This window comes from Micromonospora xinjiangensis, from assembly GCF_056150165.1.
The window spans coordinates 76,564-90,810 of sequence record NZ_JAXCFO010000003.1 but is presented as its reverse complement, the minus strand read 5'-3'; the positions used below and the strand labels follow the sequence as shown (position 1 = coordinate 90,810).

Below are 14,247 nucleotides of genomic sequence, written 5' to 3'. Positions count from 1 at the left end.
TCTTGAAAGCCCCGGAAGCGGACGGACGTCAGGCAGAATGGCGGAGTGCCGGTGGAGATGAGCCGCGAACGCTTCGAGGAGCTGGTCGCCGACGCGCTCGACGAGGTGCCCGAGGAGCTGCTCGGCCTGATGAGCAACGTGGTGATCCTCGTCGAGGACGATCCGCCGCCGGGCGACGAGGACCTGCTCGGTCTCTACGAGGGGCACGCCCTCACCGAGCGGGGCTGGGACTACGGCGGGGTCCTGCCAGACCGGATCCTGATCTACCGCCATCCGATCCTGCGGATCTGCGACGACGAGGACGACGTCGTCGACGAGGTGGCCGTCACCGTGGTGCACGAGATCGCACACCACTTCGGCATCGACGACGAGCGGCTGCACGCGCTCGGCTGGGGCTGACGGCCGGTCGTCCGCCCCGGGCCCGCCGCCAGGCCGATGCTGCTGGTTGCGGTGGTCGCCTACGGTCGTGACAGGCAACACGACCTCAGGAGGCACTTCATGCGCAGCTCGCTGTTCTCGGCGGAGAACCTGGAGCAGGAGTCCGCGCAGCCGGGCATGCGGCTGCAGAACTCGAAGATGTTGAAGATCGAGCTCAACGGTGAGGCGATGGCCCGGGTCGGGTCGATGGTCGCCTACCAGGGGCACGTGCAGTTCCAGGCGCTGGGCTCCGGCGGGTTGGGCAAGTTCCTCAAGCAGAAACTCACCGGCGAGGGCGTGCCGCTGATGAAGGTCAGCGGTCAGGGTGACGTGTTCCTGGCCGAGCTGGCCAAGGACGTGCACATCATCGACCTGGAGCCGGGCGACGCCCTCTCCATCAACGGTTCCAGCGTGCTGGCCTTCGACTCGACCCTCCAGTACGACATCCGCATGGTCGGCGGCAGCGGCATGGCGGCCTCGGGGCTGTTCAACTGCGTCTTCAGCGGCCACGGGCGGATCGCGATCACCACCAAGGGCACGCCGGTGGTGCTCAACGTCGACCAGCCCACCTACGTCGACCCGCAGGCCGCGGTCTGCTGGTCGGCGAGCCTCCAGACCGGCTACCACCGTGCCGAGCAGCTCGGTCTCGGCACGCTTCTCGGCCGGCGCACCGGCGAGGCGTTCACGATGAGCTTCGCCGGTCAGGGCTTCGTCGTGGTGCAGCCCTCCGAGGAGCCGCCGGTGATGGGCAGCGGTGCGCAGGAGCAGCAGGGCGGCCTGCTCGGCGGCCTCCTGAGCTGAGCGTCCGGGCGCCCGGCCGGTGCGCCGGCCGGGCAAGGGTCGGCCCGCCGGCGGCGGGCCGGGTCAGCTCACCCGGCCCAGGTGTGTGATCAGCACACCGGTCGCGGGTCAGGTCAGTTCGCCGGCGCGCAGCCGGGCGAGCCAGGCCGCCGCGTCGGCGTAGTCGACGTCCGACAGACCGGGCGGCGGGGGGACCGGTCGTTCGCCCGCCGCCTCCGTCCACCGGTGCCGGGGGTACGAGCCGAGGAAGCGCACGTCGGCGCAGACCCGGCGCAGCCCCTGCAGTGCCTCGCCGAGCCGGACGTCCGCCACGTGCCCCGTGCAGTCGAGGAAGAACACGTAGCGGCCCAGCGCCTCCCCGGTGGGCCGGGATTCGATGCGGGTCAGGTTGACCCCGCGCACAGCCAGCTCCATGAGCACCGAGAGCAGCGCGCCCACCCGGTCGTGGGCGATATAGACGGCCAGCGAGGTGACGTCGTCACCGGTGGCCGGCGGAGGCGGCCCGGGGCGGGAGAGCAGCGCGAAGCGGGTCACCGCGTCCGGGTGATCGGCGATCTTGTCGGCCAGCACCGCCAGCCGGTGCCGGGCGGCGCCGATCGGTGCGCAGATGGCGGCGTCGTACTCGCCGGCCGCGGCGCCCGCCGCGGCGGCCCCGTTGGAGAGCACGTCGACCACGACCGCGTCGGGCAGGTGGGCGCGCAGCCAGTTCCGGCACTGGGTGGAGGCCTGCGGATGCGCCGCCACCGTGCCGACCGTGGCCAGTTCGGTGCCGGTACGCGCGCCGAGCACGAACTCCACCGGCAGGATCACCTCGCGGGTGATGACCAGCGGCTCGCCCTCGGCCAACTCGTCCAGGGTCACGCCGACCGCGCCACCGATCGAGTTCTCCAGCGGCACCAGGGCCGAGTCGGCGTCACCGGCTCGTACGCTCTCCAGCGCCTCCCCGACGCTGCGGGCCGGTGTGCGGCTGCCCTTCTCGGCGGCGGGGATGGTGCGCAGCGCCTGCTCGGCGAAGGTGCCCTCGGGCCCTAGGTAGACGAAGCGCGTCGGTGGAGTTCCCGGCATGCGACCAGCCTACGCACCCGGTACGCCCAGCGTGCCGCCGTCGCAGGCCAGTGTGCGGATTCCGACCGGCCCCACGGCCCGGACCTCGGCGTTGCACACGTCCGTGCCGGCGGTCACCAGCTGCGGCGCGTCGGCTCGGCCCCGGGTCACCACCTGAAGCTCCTCGTGACCGGTCACCTTGAGCACCGTGTACTGCCAGTCGGCGGCGCAGAGCGGGCCGGTGCCCACCTGGACACCGATGTCGTCGGGAAGCACCCCGGCGCGACCCCGCAGCAGTTGGATGACGCGCGAGCCGCTCGGGCCGTTCCGGCACGGCGTCGCCACGAGACCCGGATCGGTCGAGGCCGACGGGAGGCCCGGAACGGTCGAGGGCAGCCCGGTGGCGGGCGGCACCGCCGGGGTGGGGACCGAGGTCGGGGCCGGCGGGGCGGTCGTCGACCCGGCCGACGCCGGTTGGCTGATCTCGGGCGGCACACCACAGCCGGGCAGCGTCAGCACCGCCAGGACCGCCAGCGCGGCACCGGGGAGGCGGGACCGGTGACCGGTCGGGGGGTGGAGGCGGGCGGAGGCGCCGTGGCGCGGCGGGTGGCACCTGTCGGCCAGGGTCGGCCGGACGCCCGGCGGCGCGGAGCGTGCGCCGGGCAACGTCGGGCCGGCGGGGGACAGCGTGCTACGGCGGGGCGGGGTGGGCGGCACGGGCCGATCCTGGGGGCAGCGGGGACGTTACGGCCGGGGTGGCCGAGCCCATCGTAGGAGGATCCGCCGCGGCGGTGAAGTCACCCGATCATCCGGTGCCCGGCGCGCTCCAGCGCGGCGGTCGCCTCGCCCAGCCGCACCGTCGGGACGAGCAGGTAGTCGGTGTCGAACGTGGAGAAGGCGACCGTGCTCACCCGGGCGCCCGCGAGGGGGTCGACCAGGCTGGCGAGGGTGCCGGCCACGGCCACGTCCTCCGGTGCGGAGACCCGCAGGCAACGCCACGTCGTCTCCACGACCGCCTGCCGGGGGGCCCGGTCCAGCGGGCAGATCAGGGAGATCCCGTCCGCGGTCCAGCTCACCGTCACCACGTCGGCGGCGTCGAGCCCGCTCGACAGCGCGGGTGGCAGGTCGGTGCCGGCGGCCATCCGGCACACGGCGTACTCCCCCGGCAGCAGAGCGATATCGAGCATGAGGGCACCTTACGGCCTCGGACCGGGCCGGCCCGACTGCGGCGCGTGCGGCGAACGCCACACGTCGCCGCAGGTCAGACGCCTGAGAAGAAGGTCAACGACCCGGCGACCGTGCCGGCCGTGAGCACCGGGGTCGAGATGGCGTCCACGGTGGACACCGGTGCTCCCTCGATCGTCCCCTGCACCCGGAGCAGGCCCCGGGCGAGCCGCCCGGAGGAGAGCGCCAGCAGCGGGGGGATCTTGTCGATCTCCTGCTCGGTCAGCTCGCCCCGGTTGGCGGTGAAGTCGAGCAGGCGCAGCCCGCCGTCGAGCAGGGGTCGCCCGATCACCGCCTCCGGCTCGCCGAGGCAGAGCAGCTCGCAGCCGGCGGACGAGATCGCCACCACCCGGGTGTCGGCGGCGATCAGCAGGCACGGCTCGTCGGCGTGGGAGACGGTCGACGACCACTGCTCGAAGTTGTCGACCTCCGGCTCTGTCGACGCCCGCTCCGACGGCACGAACGCCTCCGAGAGCGAGAGTTCGACGTGGGCCACCGACGCCTCCTATGTACACCGACGGACTGTCCACGCTAGCCGGTTACCAGTCGGTCGGCGAGTGCGCCGCTGAGCGGCGGCGCCGGCGCCGGACGGCCGCCCGACAGCACGGACCTGCGACGCCGGCCGTTGCCGGCTCCCCCTCGTGACGTCGCCGACGACGTTACCGGCGGTTCGCCGGCTTGTCAGCGGCCGTTCGGCCGCCCTCGTACCACCGGTAGTCGGCGGCGGGACGGTAGGTGCCGTTCAGCCACGTGCTCGGGTGCTGTGCCACCCGCGAGAGCTTCTCTGCGGTGGCCGGACTGATCCGGTTGCCACCGGCGACGAGGAGGCGGTCCAGCTCGCGGTGGGTGGCCATGAGGCAGTCCTTCGGCAGGCCGTAGACGCTGATGACGCCGGAGCCGACGAAGGTCAGCACCGGCGTCACCGGGATCGGCAGGCCCACCGCGTCCGACAGCGCCTTGCTCGCCCGCTTGGCGTCCCGGCGCGCCTCGGCCACGTACGGCGGCCGCTTGCCGTTGATCTGCACCACGTCGCCGGCCACCAGCACGCGGGCCCGGCCGTGGTCGGCGATGGTGACCGCGAACAGCCCGCTCGGCCCGATGGCGAGGAACCCGGCGCGCTCCTCGTGGGGCCGGTCGAGCAGGACGTCGGCCGCGTCGGTGCGAGGCCACTCGATGACGTGCCACGCGGGCCCCAGATGGTCGAGCTGACCCAGCGCCCGGGCTCCGGCCGCCTCGAGCCGTCGCGCGCCCCGCTCCGCCCGCCGACGGCGGGCCCACTCCAGGGGTGTCGGACGGGCCGACTCGAGAACCCCCGGGGACTCCGTCCGCGGGTGTGGCACCGCCACGGGCGGCAGTGCCCGGGTGGTGGGTACGGCTCGACGAGCGGGAAAGACAGTCATCGCGACCTCCGGCAAAAGGTCCCTCGAAGTTATGTCCTCACTACCCTACGTTGCCAGTCGGGGGGCTCGGCAAGGTGGAGCGCCGGAGTGACTGTGGATGAATGCCATATTCATCCCCACTTCTTTTACCGGATGCCGCCAAACCCTGCCCTACGCTGCCATGGTGACCCACTACGTGGACAGCGAGGTCGGCCGACTCGGGACGGTCCTGCTGCACCGTCCCGGCCCGGAACTCGCGCGGCTCACCCCTCGCAACAACGACACCCTGTTGTTCGACGCGATCCCCTGGGTGGGTCGTGCCCAGGAGGAGCACGACGCCTTCGCGGCGGCGCTGCGGGAGCGCGGTGTCGAGGTGCTCTACCTCGCCGACCTGCTCGCCGAGACGCTCGCGGTGGCGGACGCCCGCGCCGAACTGACCGAGCAGGTGCTCAGCTCTCCCCGACTCGGTGACACGTTGCGCGCCCGGGTCGCCGACCACCTGGCGTACCTGGACCCGGCGGCGCTCGCCGACGTGCTCATCGCCGGGCTGGCCCACGAGGAGCTGCGGATCAGCCCGGAACGCCCCGGCGGGCTGGTCTACACACTGATGGACCGGCACGACTTCGTGATCGAACCGCTGCCCAACCTCCTCTTCACGAGAGACTCCTCGCTCTGGATCCGGGACCGCGTCGGGGTCACGAGCCTCGCGATGCCGGCGCGTCGGCGGGAGAGCACGCTGACCAACGCCATCTACCGCCACCACCCGCGCTTCGCCGGCACCGGGTTCGTCTACCACCCGGGTCTGGAGCATCTGGAGGGCGGCGACGTGCTGCTGCTGGCGCCGGGTGTGATCGCGGTGGGGGTGGGCGAGCGGACGACCCCGGCGGGCGCGGAACGACTCGGTCGGCAGGTGTTCGCCGCCGGGTTGGCGCACACGATCCTCGTGGTTCCGGTCGCTCAGGAGCGGGCGACCATGCACCTCGACACGGTCTGCACCATGGTCGACGTCGACGCCGTGATCATGTATCCGAACGTCGCCGACACGCTGTCGGCGTACACCGTGATCGCCGGCGCGGACGGTGGCGACCCGCGGGTCGACGGGCCGGCCCCCTTCCTGCGGGCCGCCGCGGACGCCATGGACATCGACCAGCTCCGCGTCATCGACACCGGCCTGGACCCGGTCACCGCGGAGCGGGAGCAGTGGGACGACGGCAACAACACCCTCGCCCTCGCGCCGCGTCTCTGCGTCGGTTACGAGCGCAACGTGGAGACCAACGCGCAGCTGGAGCGCGCCGGCATCGAGGTGATCCCGATCGCCGGCTCGGAGCTGGGCTCCGGGCGCGGCGGTCCCCGCTGCATGTCCTGCCCGCTGGTGCGGGAGCCGCTGCACGGCTGACCCGGCGACGCGTCGGCCCGGACGTCGCCCGGGGCCGGGTCAGCGCAGGGTGAGTTGACGGCCGAGGAGGCCCTGCCGGGCGCGGCGACCGGCGGCGTCCAGCGGGGCGGTGTCGGCCAGCGCGTCGGCGTACCGCTTGGCGAACTGCGCCACCGGCTCCTCCCACTCCGCGGCGGGCGTCTGCTCGGGCAGGTCCCAGACCGGCGCCAGCCGACCGTGGGCGCGGAACATGCCGGCGAACCGGGTGTCGTCGCCCAGGGTCAACGTGCCGGCGGCGCCGAGGCGGGCCAGCGCGTCCAGCGCGGCGTCCTCGTCCTCCGGCAGCACCCAGCGCACGTGCGCCTTCTCCGGCACCTGGCACCAGTACGCGGCCTTAGCGGCGGTCAGCCGCACCGTCGGGTAGATGGCGGCGTTCGCCCGCTCGAGCGACGCCTGCACGTTCGGGTCGTCGGTCGCACCCGGGTCGAGCCAGAACTCGAACCCGTCGTGCATGCTGATGTCCAGCGGTCCGTCGGCCAGGATGTCCTGGAGGCGGGGCCCGGGGCCGGGCAGCGGGGGCACCGACACCTGGCCACCCGGCTCGGTACGCAGCGCGCAGAGCAGCGCCTCGGCCAGGTCCCGGGAGACGTCGCCGGACTGAAGGTGGCGCTGGAGCCCGATGAGCACCCGCCCGTCCGGCTTCGTCATCGCCGGCGCGGCCATCGGCAGCACCGTGGCCAGGGTCACGGGCCGGTCGCCGAACTCCTCCACGAGGGTGGGAGCGAGCCGCAGCGGCGCGGACGCGGCCGGCACCAGCTCGCGCAGCGCGATCCACTCGGGCTCGTCGACCAGCCCCTCGAACGGGCGCGGCACGAAGATGTCACGCACCTTCTCGCGCTTCGGAGTGCTCTCGGCGGCCCGCTGGCTCTTTCGACGCTTGCTCACGGCGAGACAGCCTAGAGGCCCGGACCGGCCGGTGTGGGGAGGACCCGCCCCCGGGGGCTCAGCCGGTGACGACGAGGTCGCTGTCGGCGGGTTCGAACTCGGCCCAGACGCTCTGCCCGAGCCCGTCCCGTTCGACCCCCCAGCGGCTCGCGAGCCCGGAGACGATGTGCAGGCCTCGGCCGTCGGCCGCGTCGAGTGTGGCCGGCCGCATCCGGGGCCCCTCGCCGGCCCCACCGTCGGTCACCCGGAGCTGGATGTGCGGCGCGTCGGCGGGGCCGCGCAGTCGCCAGGCCACCCGCACGACTCCGCCGGGCAGCGGACGGGCGTGCCGGACCGCGTTGCCCACCAGTTCGGCGAGGACCGCGACCAGGTCCGCCATGAGCGCCGGCGGCACCAGCCCGACCAGATCGTCGGCGAGCCGGCGCCGGGCCAGCCGCGCCCCGCTGGCGTGGTGGGGGACCACCACGCACCAGGCCCGTTCGCCCGTTCCCCTCGCCACCGTCGTCCCTTCACGCCCCCACGCCGCCGCAGGTCATCCCCGCGGCAACCGCACCTCTGCGACCGTACCGCCACCGGTCCTCGGTCGGAGGGATACCCATCCATTCTGTTGTTCAACGATCCGGCGGACGAGATAGAGACCGAGTCCGGCCCCCGGATAGCCCCGGCGGTCGCCGGACTCGCCCTGCCAGAACCGGTCGAACGCCCGCTCGACGTGCTCCGGGCGGATGCCGATGCCCCGGTCGCTCACCCGGAACGAGACCATCTGGCCGTCGACGTGGGCGCCGATCTCGATCGGTGAGCCCGGTGGCGAGTACTTGCCGGCGTTGGTGACCAGCTCGGTCAGCACGGTGGCCAGGCTCGGCCGGTGGCCGAGCGCCTTGGGCAGGTCGGTCGGCAGGTGGACGGTCAGCCGGTGCCGCAGCTCGCCGGGGAGGTCGCGGACCGCGGCCCGTAGGGCGTCGCCGAGGTCGAAGGGGGCGGGAGGCTCGTCGCCGGGCCCCGACTCGGCGGCGGACGTGAGCAGCCGGTCGACCAGGCGGGCCAGCTCGTTCGCGCGCTGGCCGATCACCCGTGCGGCCTGACGTCGGTCGGCGTCGGTGAGCGACTCCCAGTGGTCGGTGAGGGTGTCCGCGTACCCCTTGATCACCGTGACCGGAGTCCGCAGCTCGTGGCTGGTCACCGCCACGAAGAGGTCCCGTTCGTGGTCCCGGCGCTGCTGGTCGGTGATGTCGCGGAAGGTCACCACCCGCAGGTCGCCCGGGCCGGGCAGGTCGCCGGAGGTGATCCGCAGCCAGCGGCCGTCCGGGAGGCGGTGGTCGAGCACCTGCCCGGACGGGGGGATGGGGAACGGCAACGGTCTGCCGAGCGCCTGGGGCGCGGCCTGACCGGTCACCTGGCCGGCCGCCGGGTTCCAGAGCCGCACCCGGCCGTCCCGGTCGACCACGGCGAGGCCGTCGGCGAGCGCCGCGACGACCGGGCCGTCGCCGTGTACGGGCAACCCGGTCTGGTCGCCGTACATGTGGGCGATGCAGGAGGCGAGGTACGCGATGACGGCGTGCTGCTCGGCGTCGGGCTCGTCGTCGTCGGCGTAGAGGGCGTGCAGGCTGCCGACGGTGTAGCCGCCGATCTCCGCCCGGGAGACGACCATCTGGCGCAGGCCCCGGTCGGAGAGCTCGGTGGGCAGCTTGCCGGCGAGTTCGTCCGTCCGGACCTGCCGCACCCGCGGGCCGGCGAGCAGGCACACGGTGGCCGGGTCGTTGGCGGGCAGCGGACGGCCCACCGTCCATTCGGCGGCGCCGGTCGCCGAGATCACCCGGCCGCCGGTGGGCCCGAACTCGACGAACGCCATGGCCGCGGCGCCCAGCGCCGGCTGGGCCACCCGTAGCAGTTGGGTGAGGACGGGAAGGCCGGCGTCACCGGAGTTGATCATCTCGATCACCACCGTGTGGCCGGCGATGAGAGCCGCGAAATCGATGCGCTCCGGCATGCCCCGAGTGTGCCCCGCCGACCGAATTTTGGGCACCCCCCGGGCCGGCGGAGGATCAGCGCCCCAGGCGGGCGAGGGTCTGGGCCGGTCGGTCGGTGATGATCCCGTCCACCCCGGCGGTGAGGACGAGGTCGAGGTCCTCCGGCTCGTTCACTGTCCAGACGTACACCTGGTTGCCGGCCGCTCGCAGCGTGGGCAGCAGCTGCGGACGGGCCCGGACCAGCGCGATGCCCGGCCCCGCGATGCGCGTGCCGAACGGCAGCCGACCGAGCCGCATCCAGGGCGGCAGCACGTCCAGCAGCAGGACCGTGGGCAGGGCCGGGGCGAGGTCGCGGATCCGGCGGACGGCCCGCGGCGAGAAGGACATCACGGTGATCTGGACCGGGTGGTCCGGCGCCGGTTCGGCGAGCCCGTACCGGCGCAGGAGGGTGACGAGCCGCCGTTCGACGTCTCCGCCGTAGCGGGACGGGTGCTTCGTCTCGATCAGCAGCCGGACCGGGCGCCCGGCGGCCAGTACCGCGTCGAGCAGTCGCTCCAGGGTGAGCAGCCGGGTGTGCGACTCATCCGGCGGCTCGTCTCCGTCGGCGGGTGCGCAGCCGGGGTGCCAGGAGCCGAAGTCGAGCGTCTCCAGTTCGGCGAGGGTGCGGGCGCTCACCAGCCCCCGGCCGTTGCTCGTGCGGTCCAGCCGCCGGTCGTGCACGCAGACCAGGTGCCCGTCGCGGGTCAGCCGCACGTCGCACTCGAGGCCGTCGGCACCCTCGGCGAGGGCCCGCAGGTACGCCGCCAGCGTGTGCTCCGGCAGGTCGTAGGAGGCACCGCGGTGCGCGAACACCAGGGGTTGGTCGCCCATGCCCGCCGCCCTAGAGCACCCGGCCGGGCTGCCCGTCCTCGCCGACCACGGGGCGACCCGCGGCGGCCCACTCGCCCATCCCGCCCGCGACGTTGCGCACCTGCTCCCAGCCGTTGCGCATCAGGTACGCGACGACCTGGGCGGAGCGTCCGCCGGAGCGGCAGATGACGGCGACGTCCCGGTCCATGGGGATCTCGGCGAGCCGGGCCGGCAGCTCCATCATCGGCAGGTGGTGGGCGCCGGGCGCGTGGCCCGCCGCCCACTCGTCGTCCTCGCGGACGTCGAGGAGGTACGTCTCGTCGACGATCTCGGTCACGGTCACGGTGGGAACCTGGGATCCGAACACGGCTACCAAGCCTAGATCCTCGTCGACGGGATCGGCGGGGACCAGGCCGTCTCCGCCGTCACAACCGGACCATCCAGCGCGGGTTGGCCTGCGCCCAGCCGGGCATCCGGGTGCCCCGGACGGCGTCGAACAGGCCGTTGCCACCGTTGTCCAGCACGACGTACGACACCTCGTCGATGACCTGCGGATACGACGGCACCTGGACGCCGTGCAGGCCGTCGGCGGGCAGCCCGCGGAGGGCGAAGAGGAGATCCTCCAGGGCCACTCCGTTGGTGTCCACGGTCAGCGAGCCGCCGACGGCCCGGATCACCTGGTCGAGCTTGACGGGGTTGCTGCGCAACCGGGTCTCGCCGGCCCGGTCCAGCATCGCCCGCAGCAGTTGCTGCTGGTGGCGCTGCCGGTCGTAGTCGCCGCCGGGCAGGTCGTAGCGCTGCCGGACGTAGTCCAGCGCCTCGGCGCCGTCCATCTGCCGACAGCCGGGGCTGAACACCCGGTCGGTGTGGATCGAGCGGACCTCCCGGTCCACGCACATCCGGACTCCGCCCAGCAGGTCGACGACCTTACGGATGCCGGAGAAGTCCACCAGGGCGGCGCCGTCGAAGCGGACCCCGGTCAGCCGGGTCAGCGTGGCGGAGAGCAACTGGGCGCCGGCCTCTCCGCCGCCACCGTGCTCGTACGCCGCATTGATCTTGTCCTGGCCGCCGGCGTACCCGCTCCCGGCGGGGATCGCCACGAGCAGGTCGCGAGGTATGGAGACCAGGTACGCCTGCCGCAGGCCGGTCGGCACGTGCACGATGAGGATGGTGTCCGCCCGTTGTTCGGTGGTGTTGTCACCGGGCCGCCGGTCGGTGCCGATCAGCAGGTAGTTCAGCGGCCCGTCCAGGTCGGGCCGTTCGTTGCGGGCGCTGGCGTCGAGCAGGTGCTCCTTCAGCACGGTGCGGTCGTACCGGTCGGTGAGCGCCCGCAGCCCGAAGACGGCGAGCCCGGCCAGCACCACGAGCGTCAGGCCGGTCCCGAGCAGGACCCGGTACCAGCGGGCGCGTCCGGGCCGTGCGGCCGCGGCGTCCGCCCCGGTCCGCTCCTCGTCGTCCTGGCCCGACCTGGACGTGGCCCCTCCCCGACGCCAGTACGTGAACGCTGCTCACGTCAGGCTACGGGTGGGGCCACGATCGTTGGTCCGCTTTGCCGACTTTCCCCGGCCGGTCACTTCCGGTTGGAGATGACCTCCGGGTGGTAGAAGACGAACTCGGCGAGCTTGTCCTCCTTGACGGCCTTGAACATCTGCAGCGTCTCTTCGCTGAGCACCTCGCGCCCCGCGCCGTTGCCGTTGAAGGTGCCGTTGTTGGTCTTGAGCGTGGTCAGCTCGTTGCCGGTCACGCCCCGCATGGTGAAGACGAAGTCCTCGATCTTCACACCGCCGGTGTCGAGGACGAGCGCCTCGCCGGCCGCCTTGATCAGCTGCTGGAGCTTGAGCGGGTTGGTCAGCATGCCGTTCTGCGTGGCCTTCTTGGCCATGGCCTTGATCAGCTGCTGCTGGTTCGCCTGCCGGTCGTAGTCGCTGTTGGCCAGGCCGTAGCGCTGCCGCGCGTAGTCGAGCGCTGCCCAGCCCCTCATCTCCTGGCAGCCCTTCTTGTGCACCACGGGCGTCATCTCTTTGCCGGTCTTCTTGGCGTCCGCGTTGAACATCGGCTTGCCGTCGACGTACGACATGTGGATCGACTTGACCTCCTGCTTCGCGCAGATGCGCACGGTGCCGAGGGTGTCGATGATCTTCTTGAAGCCGCCGAAGTTGATGATCGCGGCGCCGTCGAAGCTCACTCCGGTGAGCCCCTTGATGGTCTTCGCCATCATCTGCGCGCCGCCCTCCCAGCCGCCGCCGTTGCGGGCGCCGATCTGGAAGGCCGCGTTGATCTTCTCGGTGCCGCCGCCCCAGCCGGCCCTCTTGTCCGCCGGGATGTGGGCCTCGGTGTCCCGGGGAATGGAGATCAGGTACGCCTGGTCGTGGGTGGCCGGGATGTGCAGGATGATGATCGAGTCCGACCGGACGTCGTCGGCCGCCCAACCCACCCGCGCGTCCACGCCGAGCAGCAGCATGTCGATCGGGCCGTCCAGGCTCGCGCCGCCCTCGGCGTCCGTCTTGCTCGCGTCGCCCAGCAGGTTGCGCTGCGAGATGCTGCCGGTCGCCTGACTGATCACCGCCTTGCTGCCGACGATGGCGACGCCGCTGGTCAGCATGAGCACCGCGCCGAAGACGACGGTGAGTCGCGCCCAGAGCGGGTCCTTGCGCCGCTTCCGCTTCGTCGGTGGGATCGGGTCGCCGCCCCGCTTGCGCGGCTGCGAGGGGATGGCCGCGGAACCGCCGGCGGACCGACGAGGGGGATCCAGCGACGGAGTGCGATGGCTGGTCTGAACCGGCATGCGTGCTCCAGTTCGCGTTGTCAGGGGGCGGGACCACTGTACGGACACTTCGCGCTCCTGGCGAGTTCGTCAGGACGCAAATTGCCGCTATCCGGGCGGGCACCACGCATCTTGACCGATCGGCCAGCATGATTGCGACCGCTCGGGGGCTGGCTTTCACAAACTGGAAACTTTCTCGCCAGCTCCGGGTTCCCAGGCCCGGCCGGCGACTCTCAGCCGCCGTCGGTGTTCTTCTGCTCGTTGGCCTTCACCCAGTCGGCCATCGTGTCGGCCGACATCGCCCGGTACATCGCCAGGGCCTTCTCCCGGTCGGAGACCACCACCGACTCCCCGTCCCGCATCTCGCTGCCGGAGTTCGGGCTGGTGACGAAGGTCAGGTTCTCACCTCGCAGGTTGCGGAACTGCACCGCCATGTCGACCAACGAGAAGCCCCGGTCGACGGTGACGGCGTCGGTCACCGACTGGAGGAAGGCGTTCAGCTTCTTCGGGTTGCTCAGCGTCCCGGTGCTCGCCGCCTTGTCCATGAGCGCGCGCAGGAACTCCTGCTGGTGACGCATCCGGGCGAAGTCCCCGTCCGGGAACTGCTTGCGCTGGCGGATCCAGTCCAGGGCCTCGGCGCCGTTCATGTGGTTCATGCCCTTGGTGAAGGTGCGGTACGGCTTGTGGATCGAGGTGATGGTCCGCTCGACGTTCAGGTCGACGCCGCCCAGCGCGTCCGTGACCTCCTTGAAGCCGGCGAAGTCGATCGCCATGACGTGGTCCAGCCGGACGTCGGTGAAGCACTCGACGGTGCGGACCGCGAGCGGCAGGCCGCCGAACGCGAAGGCCGCATTGATCTTCGCCCGCCGGCCCGAGTCGCACGCGGCGCCGGCGCTCTCCGGGATCGGCACGTACAGGTCACGCGGGATGGAGACCAGGTAGGCCTCCTGGTGGTTGGCCGGGATGTGCATCACGATGATCGTGTCGGCCCGCCACTCGCCGGCCTGGTCGATTGGGGCGTCCGGGTCGCGGGAGTCGCTGCCCACCAGCAGGATGTTGAGCGCGCCCTCGACCGGCTTGGTCGGCCGCCCCGCGGTGATCTCGGCGAACGGGTCCGTCCGGGCCAGGTCGTTGTCCAGGTTGCGCACGTAGAGCCAGCCGCCGATGCCGCCGAGCAGCGCGAGCACCAGCACCGCCACGCCGGCCACCAGGCCGATCCGCCCCCACCGGGGCCGCGGTCCGCGACGCCCCGGACGGCCGCCGCCTCCGGGTCCGCCCGGTCCGCCCGGTCCCCCGGGCCCGACCGGTCCGCCCGGCCCACCGCCGAGCGGCTCCTCGTCGTACGACGGGCGCCGCGTGTCGGACGGGCGGGCGCGCCCGCTGACGCCGCGGGTGGAGCCGGGCACCGAGGCCCGCCCGGAGGTGCGGTGCAGGTACGGATCGCCGGCGGAGGAGGTGGCTGACATGTAACTCAGGGTACGT

At 72.6% G+C, this 14,247-nt stretch carries 16 protein-coding genes; 3 read left to right on the top strand and 13 right to left on the bottom strand.

The genetic code is table 11. From position 1 onward, the window contains the following. Positions 1-51: 51 nt before the first annotated feature. Together SM573_RS12300 and SM573_RS12295 are read left to right on the top strand one after the other, a co-directional pair. On the top strand, positions 52-399 hold the full coding sequence (locus SM573_RS12300) for a metallopeptidase family protein (RefSeq protein WP_474613572.1): 348 nt from the start codon (positions 52-54) through the stop codon (positions 397-399). A 99-nt stretch (positions 400-498) separates the two neighbouring features. Then, a complete protein-coding gene (locus tag SM573_RS12295; protein WP_474613479.1) occupies positions 499-1,218 on the top strand; it encodes an AIM24 family protein in 720 nt (239 codons plus the stop codon). Positions 1,219-1,326: 108 nt separating this feature from the next. Here SM573_RS12295 and pheA read toward each other — a convergent pair whose 3' ends face one another. The 5 genes from pheA to SM573_RS12270 all read right to left on the bottom strand — a co-directional run bounded on the left by pheA (position 1,327) and on the right by SM573_RS12270 (position 4,886). Beyond that, the gene (gene pheA / locus SM573_RS12290; protein WP_474613480.1) at positions 1,327-2,283 is read right to left on the bottom strand and encodes a prephenate dehydratase; all 957 of its coding nucleotides are present in this window, start codon (positions 2,281-2,283) and stop codon (positions 1,327-1,329) included. A 9-nt stretch (positions 2,284-2,292) separates the two neighbouring features. Beyond that, positions 2,293-2,796 (bottom strand): hypothetical protein, encoded by a 504-nt coding sequence (locus SM573_RS12285; protein ID WP_474613573.1) that lies wholly within the window; start codon positions 2,794-2,796, stop codon positions 2,293-2,295. Positions 2,797-3,059: 263 nt separating this feature from the next. Continuing rightward, positions 3,060-3,449, bottom strand: coding sequence for an ACT domain-containing protein (locus SM573_RS12280; protein ID WP_474613481.1), 390 nt, complete (start codon positions 3,447-3,449; stop codon positions 3,060-3,062). A 74-nt stretch (positions 3,450-3,523) separates the two neighbouring features. Then, on the bottom strand, positions 3,524-3,982 hold the full coding sequence (locus tag SM573_RS12275) for a hypothetical protein (protein ID WP_474613482.1): 459 nt from the start codon (positions 3,980-3,982) through the stop codon (positions 3,524-3,526). Between the two features lie 163 nt (positions 3,983-4,145). After that, the gene (locus tag SM573_RS12270) at positions 4,146-4,886 is read right to left on the bottom strand and encodes a hypothetical protein (RefSeq protein WP_474616111.1); all 741 of its coding nucleotides are present in this window, start codon (positions 4,884-4,886) and stop codon (positions 4,146-4,148) included. Between the two features lie 160 nt (positions 4,887-5,046). Here SM573_RS12270 and SM573_RS12265 point away from each other — a divergent pair, with 160 nt between their 5' ends. Next, positions 5,047-6,261 carry an arginine deiminase gene (locus SM573_RS12265; RefSeq protein WP_474613484.1) on the top strand — a complete coding sequence of 405 codons (1,215 nt, stop codon included), beginning with the start codon at positions 5,047-5,049 and terminating at the stop codon, positions 6,259-6,261. Between the two features lie 39 nt (positions 6,262-6,300). Here the strand turns inward: SM573_RS12265 and SM573_RS12260 are convergent, their stop codons facing one another. From SM573_RS12260 to SM573_RS12225, 8 genes are all read right to left on the bottom strand, one after another. Then, on the bottom strand, positions 6,301-7,185 hold the full coding sequence (locus tag SM573_RS12260) for a DUF5926 family protein (protein WP_474613485.1): 885 nt from the start codon (positions 7,183-7,185) through the stop codon (positions 6,301-6,303). A gap of 58 nt (positions 7,186-7,243) precedes the next feature. Next, positions 7,244-7,651, bottom strand: a complete 408-nt coding sequence (locus SM573_RS12255) for an ATP-binding protein (protein WP_474616355.1) — start codon at positions 7,649-7,651, stop codon at positions 7,244-7,246. A 66-nt stretch (positions 7,652-7,717) separates the two neighbouring features. Beyond that, entirely contained in the window at positions 7,718-9,172 is a 1,455-nt protein-coding gene (locus SM573_RS12250; RefSeq protein WP_474613486.1) for a PAS domain-containing sensor histidine kinase, read from the bottom strand. Positions 9,173-9,227: 55 nt separating this feature from the next. Beyond that, positions 9,228-10,022: a glycerophosphodiester phosphodiesterase gene (locus SM573_RS12245; protein ID WP_474616110.1), complete on the bottom strand. Its 795-nt coding sequence runs from the start codon at positions 10,020-10,022 to the stop codon at positions 9,228-9,230. 10 nt (positions 10,023-10,032) lie between these two features. Continuing rightward, positions 10,033-10,368 (bottom strand): rhodanese-like domain-containing protein, encoded by a 336-nt coding sequence (locus SM573_RS12240; protein WP_474616109.1) that lies wholly within the window; start codon positions 10,366-10,368, stop codon positions 10,033-10,035. Between the two features lie 58 nt (positions 10,369-10,426). Continuing rightward, positions 10,427-11,365 carry an LCP family protein gene (locus SM573_RS12235; protein ID WP_474613489.1) on the bottom strand — a complete coding sequence of 313 codons (939 nt, stop codon included), beginning with the start codon at positions 11,363-11,365 and terminating at the stop codon, positions 10,427-10,429. Between the two features lie 206 nt (positions 11,366-11,571). Beyond that, complete coding sequence (locus SM573_RS12230; protein WP_474613490.1) at positions 11,572-12,786, bottom strand: LCP family protein; 1,215 nt, start codon at positions 12,784-12,786, stop codon at positions 11,572-11,574. Between the two features lie 212 nt (positions 12,787-12,998). Beyond that, complete coding sequence (locus tag SM573_RS12225; protein WP_474616108.1) at positions 12,999-14,231, bottom strand: LCP family protein; 1,233 nt, start codon at positions 14,229-14,231, stop codon at positions 12,999-13,001. Between the last annotated feature and the right edge of the window lie 16 nt (positions 14,232-14,247).